At 60.0% G+C, this 12,254-nt stretch carries 13 protein-coding genes and 1 tRNA gene; 4 read left to right on the top strand and 10 right to left on the bottom strand.

Going from position 1 to position 12,254, the window contains the following annotated elements; genetic code table 11:
- Positions 1-31: 31 nt before the first annotated feature.
- Positions 32-922, bottom strand: a complete 891-nt coding sequence (locus ACQ4W6_RS12500; RefSeq protein ID WP_436567501.1) for a ParB/RepB/Spo0J family partition protein — start codon at positions 920-922, stop codon at positions 32-34.
- Between the two features lie 56 nt (positions 923-978).
- Positions 979-1,299: a KleE stable inheritance protein gene (gene kleE / locus ACQ4W6_RS12495; RefSeq protein ID WP_436567500.1), complete on the bottom strand. Its 321-nt coding sequence runs from the start codon at positions 1,297-1,299 to the stop codon at positions 979-981.
- A gap of 390 nt (positions 1,300-1,689) precedes the next feature.
- Between kleE and ACQ4W6_RS12490 the strand changes: the two genes are divergently transcribed.
- A complete protein-coding gene (locus ACQ4W6_RS12490; RefSeq protein ID WP_436567499.1) occupies positions 1,690-2,013 on the top strand; it encodes a helix-turn-helix transcriptional regulator in 324 nt (107 codons plus the stop codon).
- A gap of 20 nt (positions 2,014-2,033) precedes the next feature.
- Here the strand turns inward: ACQ4W6_RS12490 and ACQ4W6_RS12485 are convergent, their stop codons facing one another.
- The 8 genes from ACQ4W6_RS12485 to cysS form a co-directional block, all read right to left on the bottom strand.
- Complete coding sequence (locus ACQ4W6_RS12485) at positions 2,034-2,438, bottom strand: tyrosine-type recombinase/integrase (RefSeq protein ID WP_436567498.1); 405 nt, start codon at positions 2,436-2,438, stop codon at positions 2,034-2,036.
- A gap of 43 nt (positions 2,439-2,481) precedes the next feature.
- Positions 2,482-3,156, bottom strand: coding sequence for a tyrosine-type recombinase/integrase (locus tag ACQ4W6_RS12480; protein ID WP_436567497.1), 675 nt, complete (start codon positions 3,154-3,156; stop codon positions 2,482-2,484).
- 368 nt (positions 3,157-3,524) lie between these two features.
- Positions 3,525-3,617, bottom strand: a tRNA-Ser gene (locus ACQ4W6_RS12475).
- A 110-nt stretch (positions 3,618-3,727) separates the two neighbouring features.
- Entirely contained in the window at positions 3,728-4,975 is a 1,248-nt protein-coding gene (locus ACQ4W6_RS12470; protein ID WP_436567496.1) for an aspartate kinase, read from the bottom strand.
- Positions 4,976-5,171: 196 nt separating this feature from the next.
- Positions 5,172-6,590 carry a tRNA lysidine(34) synthetase TilS gene (tilS, locus tag ACQ4W6_RS12465; RefSeq protein WP_436567495.1) on the bottom strand — a complete coding sequence of 473 codons (1,419 nt, stop codon included), beginning with the start codon at positions 6,588-6,590 and terminating at the stop codon, positions 5,172-5,174.
- Positions 6,591-6,713: 123 nt separating this feature from the next.
- On the bottom strand, positions 6,714-7,688 hold the full coding sequence (locus ACQ4W6_RS12460; RefSeq protein WP_436567494.1) for an acetyl-CoA carboxylase carboxyltransferase subunit alpha: 975 nt from the start codon (positions 7,686-7,688) through the stop codon (positions 6,714-6,716).
- Positions 7,689-7,742: 54 nt separating this feature from the next.
- A complete protein-coding gene (locus ACQ4W6_RS12455; protein ID WP_436567570.1) occupies positions 7,743-8,462 on the bottom strand; it encodes a DNA-3-methyladenine glycosylase family protein in 720 nt (239 codons plus the stop codon).
- A complete protein-coding gene (gene cysS, locus ACQ4W6_RS12450) occupies positions 8,462-9,859 on the bottom strand; it encodes a cysteine--tRNA ligase (RefSeq protein ID WP_436567493.1) in 1,398 nt (465 codons plus the stop codon). The genes ACQ4W6_RS12455 and cysS overlap by 1 nt, the downstream gene beginning before the upstream one ends.
- Positions 9,860-10,137: 278 nt before the next feature.
- Here cysS and ACQ4W6_RS12445 point away from each other — a divergent pair, with 278 nt between their 5' ends.
- From ACQ4W6_RS12445 to ACQ4W6_RS12435, 3 genes are all read left to right on the top strand, one after another.
- Entirely contained in the window at positions 10,138-10,767 is a 630-nt protein-coding gene (locus ACQ4W6_RS12445; protein ID WP_436567492.1) for a peptidylprolyl isomerase, read from the top strand.
- Between the two features lie 83 nt (positions 10,768-10,850).
- Positions 10,851-11,342 carry a peptidylprolyl isomerase gene (locus tag ACQ4W6_RS12440; protein WP_436567491.1) on the top strand — a complete coding sequence of 164 codons (492 nt, stop codon included), beginning with the start codon at positions 10,851-10,853 and terminating at the stop codon, positions 11,340-11,342.
- A gap of 86 nt (positions 11,343-11,428) precedes the next feature.
- A complete protein-coding gene (locus ACQ4W6_RS12435) occupies positions 11,429-12,184 on the top strand; it encodes a UDP-2,3-diacylglucosamine diphosphatase (RefSeq protein ID WP_436567569.1) in 756 nt (251 codons plus the stop codon).
- The last annotated feature ends 70 nt before the right edge of the window (positions 12,185-12,254 follow it).

Below are 12,254 nucleotides of genomic sequence, written 5' to 3'. Positions count from 1 at the left end.
TCTCACCTGTCATGTGGGTGGGTGCGGGAAGTCAATCCCCGGCGCCAAGCAGCTTCAACGGCACGACCTCGGCAAGCGCGATCTCCAGTTCTACGCCATCCTCATAGCGCATCCAGACGCGTCCTTCCCCTGTAGGACGGCGCCCCAACACTAGCATGCCCTCGCGCTGGTGGTGGCGCACGAAGATGCCGGTACAGCGCCAGCGGCTGTGCCCTGCGTGTGCAGAAAGGGTAAGCCCGGCAACCGCTTCCGGCGCAGTTGCCGCCAATGGCGCGAAATCAACCTCCTCCGCATCAGTGACGGGAGGCTCCTCCCGGCTGAACTTCTCGCCCAGAAAGGCACGCAGCAGCTTGACGGCGCTGCGTGTGATCTCAGGCTCTCCACCGTTCAGCCAGGTCGCGACCTGGCCCGGCTGCGACTTGTAAGCCGTCACCAGTTCATTGATGGTCGTCACATCGCGCACTCTGCCGGCATTGAATGCCTGGGCAATGGATTCCGGCAAGTCCAGCAAGGCGGCGTGCTGCGTCACGAATGCGGCGGACTTGCTGATATTGCTGGCGATCTGCCCCCGTTTCAGGCCCTTCGACAGCTCACGGCCGATGTAGTTGGCAATTTCCCGCGCCGTCAGCTCGTTGCGCTGCAGGTTTTCCACGACCTGGTCGGTCTCGCTGTAGTCGTCGTCAATAAAACCGGGAATCGCCACCAACTGCGCCAGCCGCGCTGCGCGGTAGCGGCGCGCGCCGTGATTGATGATGTAACGCCCGGGCCGTTCGGGATGACGGCGTACGGAGATCGGCGTCTTGACGCCGCGCAAGCGGATCGAGGCTGCGAGTTCGTCCAGGCTGTGCGCCGCAAAGCCTGGGTTCTCGGCGGAGCGCGGCTGCAGCGCATCTTCGTCGATACGGTCGAGGGGCAGTGCCAACGGCCTGCCCTCCGGCTCACCAATGCCAACGGCCTCTTCCTGTGTTGGGACCTCCCTCATCGCGACTGGTCCGGATTGCCATATGCCACGAACCAGGTCAGGTAGCAGAACACCGCATAGTGCAGAGTGAATGTCCACCCGGCATGCGTGCCAGGCGTATCCCACAGCACCAGAGCGCGCAGCAACTGGAACAGCACATCGCACACCATGACAAAACGCAGCAGCGGCCAGCATAGCACGGTCAGAACCCAGACTATCTGACGTATGCTGGGGCCTTTTTCCGGTATAGGCGGCACAGATTGCCGCTCAGGCTCAGGCAGCGGCTGCGCCTTATCCTTGCCGCCGGCAGCAACGGGAAACTGAATGATGTCTGCCATACTGCCCCCTCATCTGTTGCACAACAAATCATCGCTGTCATGCTCACAGCATGTATAGTCGCGCGACACCGCTGCACCCGCCTTGATCTGGATTAAACCGGTACGCATGCATACGCTTTTTTAGCCGCTAAAATTGCGCAGGCCATCAATGCCCCTGTGGCAGAACCCACTTGCATGACACCTTTGATCTAGTCGATATGCTCACCCGATTCCTGTTGCATCAGACGTGAGCGCCACAGATACTGGCTACATATTTTCGGAATAATGATTGTGAACGTGATGTCGACAGACCGCCGCCGGAGCTACCAGGCTCAACGATCCGGTCTGCTTCATTGCCGCCATGCTGGCACTGATATCGTCTCGCTCGCCGACGAGCAAAAGGAGCGCACCATGACCCGAGTCACACTTCCCACTACGCGGGAGCGCCGTGCAGCGCAAACGCTCAACGAGGAGCGCTTCATCCGCCTGGCTGAAGTACTGGCCACCTGTGGAAAATCGCGCAGCAGCATTTATGAGGGCATCAAGGAAGGCACTTTCCCGGCCCCGGTAAAACTCCAGGGCCGCTCATCGGCCTGGCTCAAGAGTGAGGTCCAGCATTGGATGCAGGCGTGCGTCACCGCACGCCGTTCTGCCCCTGGTGCAATACAGGCTCCTCCGATGCAAACGGTGGCTGCGACTGATTTAACCACGCGCGTCAAGCACCAGCCTGCGTAAGGATGTCCCTGCGAGCCCCCTCAGACAGCAGGCGGCGTGGGGCTGGCGCAAAAAACAGACCATGCCTGCATCAGCAAGACACGCTTATGGAACAAGTCGCCGCGCCGGTAGGCCGCTTCCACCCTGTCTGGCAAGCGATGCGCCAGCGCATGCTCGCATACTTCGCGGGAAAAGGCGTTGGCTACCGCCTCGGCGCACCAGTCGCGGAACGAAGAACGGAAGCCGTGTACGGTGATGTCGTCAAACTGCATGCGGCGCAAGACCGCCGTCAGACTCATGTCAGATAGCAGCGTGCCACGCTTGCGGCCTGGGAATATGACCTCGCCCTGACGCGGCACTGCGCGCAGCAGCGCAAGCGCTTGACCCGACAGCGGCACGCGATGTTCCTTGCCGGCCTTCATGCGCTGTGCTGGAATCGTCCACAACGCCGCCGCCAGGTCGATCTCCGGCCACCGCGCGCCCCTGACCTCACCTGAGCGCAGCTGTCAGGATCGCAAACGACAGCGCCCTGGCAGCGATCCCTTCCTGAGCCGACAAGGCGGCCATGAATCTGCCGATCTCTTGCCACGGCAGGGCCGGCCGGTTTTTCACGGGGGCGACCTTGTTCGGATTGGCCAGCAGGTTTTCCAGATGGCCTTTCCAGCGCGCCGGATTTTCTCCCTGACGAAAGCCGCTGACCGTCGCCCAGTCGAGTATGCATTCGATTCTGCCGCGTATGCGCGTTGCCGTTTCCGTCTTTGACAACCAGATCGCACCGAGCACCTTGACAACCAGATCGGTGTCGATCGCCGCGACAGGCAGCGTGCCCATGACCGGGAATACATAGGCGGCCAGGGTGCTTTCCCACTGCGCCACATGTTTAGCATTTCTCCAGCCATGCCGGTGCGCTGCAATATAGGCCGCAGCACACTGTGCAAAACTCATCTGGCGCGCACGCGCCAGCATCCCTGCCGGCTCTTCCTGGCGACGCATCGCCAGCGGATCGCGCCCTTCACTCAGCAGCAAACGACATTGCCGGGCCCTTACGCGCGCCTCGGCCAGATCGACCGCCAGACAGGAACCCAGTCCCATTTCCCGGCGCTTACCACCGATACAGTAACGAAACAGCCAACTCCTGGCTGCAGCACCGGACACCTGCAGCACCAGGCCGCCACCGTCCCCGTAATACCCTGCCCCCCCTGACGCGGCCTACGGCCAGCGCCGGCAGCTTGTTCAGCCTGATTGTCATCGCCCTTCTCCCGCATTGCGAGATCCAGCACTTATTCTAGCGCATGATCAACCGCCTGCTTGCCAGCGGCACTTGATTCCGCACAATGTCACTTACACCGGCTGGCCTGGGATAACGGGGGCGCTGAAGTACGCTCGGATGGCTGCGGCCACAGCCACTCCTACCCCCCCAGCGCATGCTGGATTGACGCGGCAGGCAGCGGACGCTGGTGGATTAATTTGCGTGATTTCTCCTATGAGGAGCGGAAATGAAAAAACCCGCCGAAGCGGGTTTTTAAAAATACTGGCGGAGACGGTGAGATTCGAACTCACGATACAGGTATAAGCCGTATGCATCCTTAGCAGGGATGTGCCTTCGGCCACTCGGCCACGTCTCCTAGCTGACTAATCAACTATGTCTCTTCAGCTAACTGCGCTGTAGCGACGAACGTCATAATATCGACTGCCCCCCCTTTGGTCAAGGGCGTGGGGCAATATTTTTACATTTTCAAGCTTTTTCCAGCTCGAACGCTTTATGCAGCGCGCGCACGGCCAGTTCCATGTACTTTTCATCGATCAGCACGGAGATCTTGATTTCGGAGGTGGAGATCATCATGATGTTGATGCCCTCTTCCGACAGGGTGCGGAACATTTGCGACGCAACGCCCACGTGGCTGCGCATGCCCACGCCGACGACGGACAGTTTCGACACTTTCGCGTCGCCCGTGATGCTGGCCGCGCCCAACGATTCGCGGTTTGCTTCCAGCACGGCCAGCGCGCGCGTGTATTCGCCGCGCGAGACGGTGAAGGTGAAGTCCGTTTTACCGTCGACCGACTGATTCTGTATGATCATGTCGACTTCGATATTCGCCTCTGCCACCGGTCCCAGGATGTGGTAGGCCACGCCTGGACGGTCGGGCACACCGAGCACGGTGATTTTGGCTTCATCGCGGTTGAAGGCGATGCCGGAGATGACTGCTTGTTCCATGTTTGTATCTTCCTCAAACGAAATCAGGGTGCCTGAATTGGCTTCTATTTCCAGCGGCAACATCGGGTCGGTCAGCGACGACAGCACGCGCGTAGGCACGCGGTAGTTGCCGGCGAACTCCACCGAACGCGTTTGCAGCACTTTGGAGCCCAGCGAAGCCAGTTCCAGCATTTCTTCAAAGGTAATGGTCTTCAGGCGGCGCGCATCGGAAACCACGCGCGGGTCGGTCGTGTAGACGCCGTCGACGTCCGTGAAGATCAGGCATTCGGCTGCCTTCATGGCAGCGGCAATGGCCACGGCCGAGGTATCGGAGCCGCCGCGGCCCAGGGTTGCAATGTTATCGTTCTCATCAACGCCCTGGAAACCGGTAATGATGACAATCTTGCCCGCATCGAGATCGCGTTTGACTTTTTCGTCATCGATCGACTGGATGCGTGCCTTGGTAAAGGCGGAATCGGTCTTGATCGCGACTTGCCAGCCAGCATAGGATACGGCTTGTTTGCCGATCGCCAGCAGTGCCATCGACAATAGGCCGACGGACACTTGTTCGCCTGTCGAGGCGATCATGTCAAGTTCACGGGGATCGGGTTGATCCATGATTTCCTTGGCCAGTCCAATCAGGCGGTTCGTTTCGCCCGACATGGCAGATGGCACCACCACGATTTGATGCCCAGCGTCGTGCCACTTAGCAACGCGCTTGGCGACATTCTTGATACGGTCAGTCGAGCCCATCGACGTACCGCCATATTTGTGGACGATTAAAGCCATAAGAGTGAAGTTTCCGCTCAAGAAGAATAAAAAAGGAGGGCTTTACTCTACATGCCGCAATGCAAAATAACAAGCTAAAAAGCGCATTAGCTCATACCGATTGCGCATATGGAAATAACCAATCCATGCAGTCCAGCAGACATCGCCAGGCACTTGCAGGCCACCCCAAGAGTGGCTGTGCTGGCGGCGCTCACGCTCAGCAGGACTGCCAGCGCAAGGCGATGCGCGGACGCTCAGCCAAACTCAGGCAATGGCAATCGAGGCCAATACCAGCGGCGAACAGCAATTGTTGCGCCGCACAGACAAGGGGCAGGCGTTCGCGCTCCCAGGCGGGCACATCAAACGCCTGGTAATGATATTTCAAACTCTTGGTGGGGCGGTTCAGGGCCAGCTTCAGGCGCTCGCCACCCTGGCGGAAGTCGATGGTCAAGGTTTGCGCTTGTAACCAGGCAATATCAATCCCCTGCCCGCCCTCTTCCACCGCATCGAAATGCAGCATGCCGCCGTAGGCTGGGAAGGCCAGGCTCGCTTCGCCCTGCCAGTGGAATTGCTGGCCGGCTTTTTCCAGGCCGGGGATATTCGCGTCGCTTTTATCGCGCATGCCGGCCAGCTCATCGAGCTTGGGCGTCAGGTACAAACGGTCGCGGTGGCGCCGCACGTGGCAGTCGGGGTGCGTCACCAGCAACTGGGCATCCGGGCGCGCTTCGAGCAATTGCGCCAACATTTCCGCCAGCCACGCCGTCGACGGCATGCGCAGGCCGCGCGTGCCGAACCAGTGGCGCAGCAGGTTGTAGCAGCGGTCAATGCTCAGCTCACGCAATGCCGCCAGCTCGATGCAATCACCATCGAGGCAAGCGGCCAGGTCCTGCGTCGCCAGTTCCATCAACAGGCGCTGCGCCGATTGCGCATGCTGGGCGCTGCGGGCGAAGCGCTCCTGGAAACCGGGAAACGCCTGCGCCAGCACGGGCATCACCTGATGCCGCAAGGCATTGCGGGCGAAGCGGGCATCGTCGTTCGATTCGTCGTGGATATGCGCGATGGCATAGTTGGCCACATACGCTTCCAGTTGCTTGCGCGACACGGGCAGCAGCGGTCGCGCCATCACCAGGTCCGGGTTACCCAGCAGCTCGGGCGCGCTGTTGGCGCCATCCATGCCGGACAGGCCCGCCGTGCCGGAACCGCGCAGCAATTGCAGCAGCACCGTCTCGGCCTGGTCGTCCTGGTGGTGGGCCGTCAGCAGCAGGCGCACGCCATGCGCGGCGCAGAGCGCGCCCAGGGCCGCGTAACGGCTCTTGCGGGCCGCCTCTTCCGTACCGGTCTTGGCATTCTTTTCCAGCGTGACGCGGCGCGCCTCGAAAGCGATACCCATGCCAGCGCACGATTGCGCGCAGTGCGCCAGCCACGCGTCCGCATTCTGGCTCAGGCCGTGGTGCACGTGGAAGGCGTGCAGGGTGACGCCCTGTTCTTGCGCCCAGGCATGCGCCAGGTGCAGCAGGGCCGAGGAATCGAGGCCGCCGCTCAGGGCGATGCCGACCGGGCTGCCAAGCTGCGGGGCACAGGCACCCAGCGCACGGGCGAAGATATCCGCCACGCTGGCGGTTTGTTGCTTTTTCATAGGGGTTCCGGGAATGCAAAGAGGGACAGGTGGGTAGTCGAAGATGTTCGGCTACCTGCCTGTCCCTGGTGTTTGTTGCTTGCTTTAACCCAAGACCTTGACTTGCCCTTGGGTTAAATGAATTTACTCGCTCGGCGTGGTTTCCTTGAACTTGCCGTAGCTCAACAATTTCTCATGGCGCGCTTGCAGCAAGTCCTTGGTTTTGATGCCGTGGAACTGGCGCAGGGTGTCGGCCAGGGCGCGTTTGAGCAAGGTGGCCATCTGCTTCGGATCGCGGTGGGCGCCGCCCAGCGGTTCGTTGATGATCTTGTCGATCAGGCCCATGGCTTTCAGGCGGTGGGCTGTGAGGCCCAGCGCTTCGGCCGCGTCGGCGGCGCGCTCGGCGCTCTTCCACAGGATCGAGGCGCAACCTTCGGGCGAGATCACGGCATAGGTCGAGTATTGCAGCATCAGCACGGCGTCGCCCACGGCAATGGCCAGCGCTCCGCCGGAACCGCCTTCACCGATGATGGTGGCGATCAGCGGCACTTTCAGTTCAGCCATCACATACAGGTTGTGGCCGATCGCTTCGGACTGGCCGCGCTCTTCCGCGTCGATGCCGGGGAAGGCGCCTGGCGTGTCGACGAAGGTGAAAATCGGCAGGTTGAACTTTTCAGCCACTTTCATCAGGCGCATGGCCTTGCGGTAGCCTTCCGGTTTCGGCATGCCGAAATTGCGCAAGGCGCGCTCTTTCGTGTCGCGGCCCTTTTGATGGCCAATGACCATGCACGGCTGGCCGTTGAAGCGGGCCAGGCCGCCCACGACGGACAAATCGTCCGCGTAGCTGCGGTCGCCATGCAATTCGTGGAAATCGGTAAAAATTTCATTCACGTAATCCATGGTGTACGGGCGCTGCGGGTGGCGCGCGATCTGCGCCACTTGCCAGGGCGTCAGCTTGGCGTAGATATCCTTGGTCAACTGCTGGCTCTTCTTGGCCAGGCGGTCGATCTCTTCCGAGATGTCGACGGCCGAATCGTCTTGCACGAAGCGCAACTCTTCGATCTTGGAATCGAGTTCCGCGATCGGCTGTTCAAAATTGAGGAAAGTCGTTTTAGTCATTGTACCTCCAGGTTTTACCGGCCACGGCGCCAGGGCGCGCGGCATCATCTATGTTTATTTTACCGTACCGGCTTGAGCGCCGGGGGCTGCATCGGGTGCGGCAGGGGTGGCTGCAGGGTCGAGACTGCGCCACAAATACCACGTCGCCACGGTGCGCCACGGTTCCCAATTGGCGGAAACTTCGCGCGCATCGCTGCGGGAAACAGGTTCGCCGGAGAAATAATTGACGCTGATGCCCTGGATCAAACCAGGATCATCGAGCGGCAATACATTCGGTCGCAGCAAATTGAATATCAAAAACATCTCGGCTGTCCAGCGGCTGATGCCGCGGATCTGCACCAGTTCGGCGATGACGGCTTCATCATCCATCTGATCCCACTGGCTGGCATGCACGCGCTTGGCCTTGAAATGGTCAGCCAGGTCGAGGATGTATTCGGTCTTGCGTTTGGACAAGCCACAGGCCGACAACTGCTCGGCGCCAGCTTTCAGCACTTGCGTGGGCGTGCACTTGGGGCACGCCAGCAGCAGCTTTTTCCAGGCGGCATCGGCCGCCTTGGGCGTGATCTGCTGCCCCACCAGCGAACGGGCCAGGGTGGTAAACGGGTCGCTATGGCCAACCAGGTGCAGGTCGCCAAATTGCGGGATGAGCTTTTTCATGATGCGGTCGCGCTTCATCAGCTCGATTTTCGCCTCTTCCCAGTAGTGCGGCACCTGGATCACTGCTGCCGTGGCCGCAACGCTAGGGGCTTCCCCGTTTTCCCTGGACGTTGGCATCATGCGCGGCGCCAGTTGGTCGTGCCGTCAGGCTTGTCTTCGAGAATAATGCCCGCAGCCAACAATTCGGCGCGGATCTTGTCTGATTCGGCAAAGTCGCGCGCCTTTTTCGCCGCGCTGCGCGCCGCGATGGCCGCTTCGATGCCGGCAGCTTCATCCTGGCCGCCGGCAACAGCGCCGACGGTTGCTTGCAGGAATTGCTGCGGCGTGCGCTCCAGCAAGCCCAGCACGCCGGCCAGGCCTTTCAGCTGGCGCGCCAGCGCCGGCGACTTGCTCTTGTTGACTTCCGTGGCCAGGTCGAACAGGGCGGCGACGGCCAGCGGCGTATTGAAATCGTCGTCCATGGCTTCGGCCACGCGTGCGGCATGCGCGCAGCTCCAGTCGATGCCACCGTCTTCCACCACCACGTCGGCCAGCGCCGTGTACAAACGCGTCAGCGACAGGCGCGCATCGTCCAGGTGCACGTCCGAGTAGTTCAGCGGACTACGGTAGTGCGCGCGCAAGATGAAAAAGCGGATCACTTCGGCATCGTATTTTTGCAGCACTTCGCGGATGGTAAAGAAATTGCCCAGCGACTTGGACATTTTTTCATTGTCCAGGCGCACGAAACCGTTATGTATCCAGTAATTCACGCTGACGTGGCCGAACGCGCCTTCAGATTGGGCGATTTCGTTTTCGTGGTGCGGGAATTGCAAGTCCGCGCCGCCGCCATGGATGTCAAATTGCTCGCCCAGCAAGGCGCACGACATGGCCGAGCACTCGATATGCCAGCCCGGACGGCCTTTACCCCACTTCGAATCCCATTTGACTTCTTCCGGCTCAGACTCTTTCGACGACTTCCACAGTACGAAGTCGAGCGGATCGCGCTTGCCTGTGTTGACGTCGACGCGTTCGCCCGCGCGCAGGTCGTCGAGCGACTTGCCCGACAGCTTGCCGTAGTTGGGGAAATTGCGCACGGCGTAATTCACGTCGCCATCGGTACCCTGGTAAGCGAGGTTTTTTGCTTCCAGGCGCTCGATCAGGCTCAGCATTTGCGGCACGTAGTCGGTGGCGCGCGGCGTGTGGTCGGGCGTCAGGATGCCCAGCGCGGCCGTGTCTTCATCCATGTATTGGGTGAAACGCGTCGTCAGCTGCGAAATCGTCTCGCCGTTTTCCACGGCGCGGCGAATGATCTTGTCGTCGATGTCCGTAATGTTGCGCACATAGGTGACATCGAAACCGGATGCCTTCAGCCAGCGGTAGATGACATCGAACGCCATCATCATGCGCGCATGGCCAATATGGCAATAGTCGTAGATTGTCATGCCGCACACGTACATGCGTACCTTGCCCGCTTCCATCGGGACAAATACCTGCTTCTCGCGCGCCAGCGTGTTGTAAATCTTTAGATTGCTCATCGTACTTTGCAAGTGGAGCGGCCGCCAGCCAGGCAAAACGACAGGCAGGCGCGGACACCGGGGGTGCCGCGCCACTGAACTGCCGTGTGCGCCAAGACGGGACGACCCGCTATATTGTTGTTCTTGTTTGTTAGAATTAAAGCGTTAGCGGTCAAGTATAACATTGATAAAAACCAGACTGGCCCGATATGGATCAGGTTTTTACGATGTTCAACCGAAACTCACTTCTTTTGGCACTAAAGCAAGTTTAGAGAAAAATAACGATCAAGGACGCCTTCATGCAAGAAACCAAACCGCAGCGCCTGTCTTTCCTGGCCCGCTTCTGCACCCTGTTTGCCAGCCTGACCCTGGGTGGCGCCGTTGTGGCAGCCCCGCCAACGGCACCGCTCGACCCCACGCCGCACGTGGCCCTGAAAACCAGCCTGGGCGAGATCGTACTGGAACTGGACCAGGAAAAAGCGCCGAAAAGCGTCGCCAACTTCTTGCAGTATGTCAAAAGCGGTTACTACAAGGGTACCGTGTTTCACCGCGTCATCGATGGCTTCATGATACAGGGCGGCGGCTTCGACAAGAACATGAAGCAAAAGGCCACCAGGGCGCCGGTCAGGAATGAAGCGCAAAACGGCTTGCAAAACGTCACCTACAGCATCGCCATGGCGCGCACGGGCGACCCGCATTCGGCCACCGCGCAGTTTTTCATCAATGTGGGCAACAACGGCGCGCTCGACTACCCAGGCCGCGACGGTTTCGGCTACACGGTGTTTGGCAAAGTCGTCAGTGGCATGGACGTGGTCGACAAGATCAAGGCCGTGCCCGTGGCCGACAAGGGACCGCACCAGAACGTCCCCGTTACGCCCGTGGTGATCGAATCGGCGACTTTACTCAAATCGGCGCCCGCAAAACTGTAAAATAGCGTTTTTACGGCTCCGGCTTGCCACCATGGACTGCGCGGGCCGTTGAATATTTATCATCTAATTTATTAAGGATCATCATGACCTCCGTCATCATCACCACCAATCTGGGCAAGATCACCGCTGAACTGGACGCCGAAAAAGCGCCGAAAACGGTTGCCAACTTCCTGGCCTACATGCAAGCCGGCCACTACGACAACACGATTTTCCACCGCGTCATCGACGGTTTCATGATCCAGGGCGGCGGTTTCGAGCCAGGCATGAAACAAAAGCCAGCCGACACCACCGTGGAAAACGAAGCCAAGAACGGCCTGAAAAACGATACTTACACGCTGGCCATGGCCCGCACGTCGGATCCGCACTCGGCATCGGCCCAGTTCTTCATCAATATCAAGAACAACAGCTTCCTCGACTATCCAGGCCAGGACGGCTGGGGCTACGCCGTGTTTGGTAAAGTCACCGATGGCAAAGAAGTCGTCGACGCCATCCGCGCCGTGAAAACCACGCGCACCGGCATGTTCGCCGACGTGCCGACCACGGACGTCATCATCGAAAAAGTAGAAGCTGCTTAATACGGCTCTGGCATCATGAATAACAGGCATTGCAGCGTTTGCGCCCCTCCATGCACTTCACACCCTGGGAGCGTTGAACAATGACAATGCCTGCCGCACTCTTTATTTCCGACCTGCACCTGCAGAGCTCGCACCCGCGCACCAGCGCGGCATTTCTTTCCTTTCTGCAACACCATGCGCAATATGCGCAAGCGCTGTATCTATTAGGCGACGTGTTCGAATACTGGGCCGGCGACGATGACCTGGAAGACCCGTTCAATGCGCGCATGACGGCCGCCATCCGCGCCGTCAGCGATGCTGGCGTGCATGTCTACTGGATCGCCGGCAACCGCGACTTTCTTGTCGGCTCCGGCTTTGCCGCCGCTGCCGGCGCCACCCTGCTGAGTGAACCGCATGTGGCCACCATCGGCGGTCGGCGCATCGTCCTGCTGCATGGCGATGCCGAATGCACCAAAGACGTCAACTACATGGAATTTCGCGCCATAGTGCGCCAGCCCGCCTGGCAAAAGCAATTCCTGGCCATGCCGCTGACGCAGCGCAAGGCCATCATCGCCGGCTTGCGCCAGAGCAGCCGCGAGCATAACGGTGAAAAGTCCTATGACATCATGGATGTCACGCCAGATGCCGTGGCGCAAGTATTTGCCGAACACACCAGTAGCGTGATGATCCACGGCCATACACACCGCCCTGCCCTGCACCTGGTCGACAATACCTTGCGCTATGTCCTGTCCGACTGGGAATGCGACGTGACTGCGCCGGAACTGCCGCGCGGCGGCTGGATCGCCATCGATGCGCGCGGCAACATCACGCGCCATGATCTCGACGGCAATATCCTCGACTAGACGTACGCCGACCGCATCACGGGCGTTTTACGGATGCGGCGTATATTCACCTGCACGGCAGCCCGCAGAT

The organism is Janthinobacterium woesei (genome assembly GCF_051380875.1).
Taxonomy (GTDB): domain Bacteria; phylum Pseudomonadota; class Gammaproteobacteria; order Burkholderiales; family Burkholderiaceae_D; genus Janthinobacterium.
The sequence above is the reverse complement of the archived record's forward strand: the minus strand, read 5'-3'. Positions and strand labels throughout refer to the sequence as shown.

Bases quoted from the DNA above. Each gene is read 5' to 3' on its own strand.
- kleE (WP_436567500.1), bottom strand. From the start codon at position 1,299: ATGGCAGACATCATTCAGTTTCCCGTTGCTGCCGGCGGCAAGGATAAG.
- ACQ4W6_RS12490 (WP_436567499.1), top strand. From the start codon at position 1,690: ATGACCCGAGTCACACTTCCCACTACGCGGGAGCGCCGTGCAGCGCAA.
- ACQ4W6_RS12470 (WP_436567496.1), bottom strand. From the start codon at position 4,975: ATGGCTTTAATCGTCCACAAATATGGCGGTACGTCGATGGGCTCGACT.
- tilS (WP_436567495.1), bottom strand. From the start codon at position 6,590: ATGAAAAAGCAACAAACCGCCAGCGTGGCGGATATCTTCGCCCGTGCG.
- ACQ4W6_RS12460 (WP_436567494.1), bottom strand. From the start codon at position 7,688: ATGACTAAAACGACTTTCCTCAATTTTGAACAGCCGATCGCGGAACTC.
- ACQ4W6_RS12455 (WP_436567570.1), bottom strand. From the start codon at position 8,462: ATGCCAACGTCCAGGGAAAACGGGGAAGCCCCTAGCGTTGCGGCCACG.
- cysS (WP_436567493.1), bottom strand. From the start codon at position 9,859: ATGAGCAATCTAAAGATTTACAACACGCTGGCGCGCGAGAAGCAGGTA.
- ACQ4W6_RS12445 (WP_436567492.1), top strand. From the start codon at position 10,138: ATGCAAGAAACCAAACCGCAGCGCCTGTCTTTCCTGGCCCGCTTCTGC.
- ACQ4W6_RS12440 (WP_436567491.1), top strand. From the start codon at position 10,851: ATGACCTCCGTCATCATCACCACCAATCTGGGCAAGATCACCGCTGAA.
- ACQ4W6_RS12435 (WP_436567569.1), top strand. From the start codon at position 11,429: ATGCCTGCCGCACTCTTTATTTCCGACCTGCACCTGCAGAGCTCGCAC.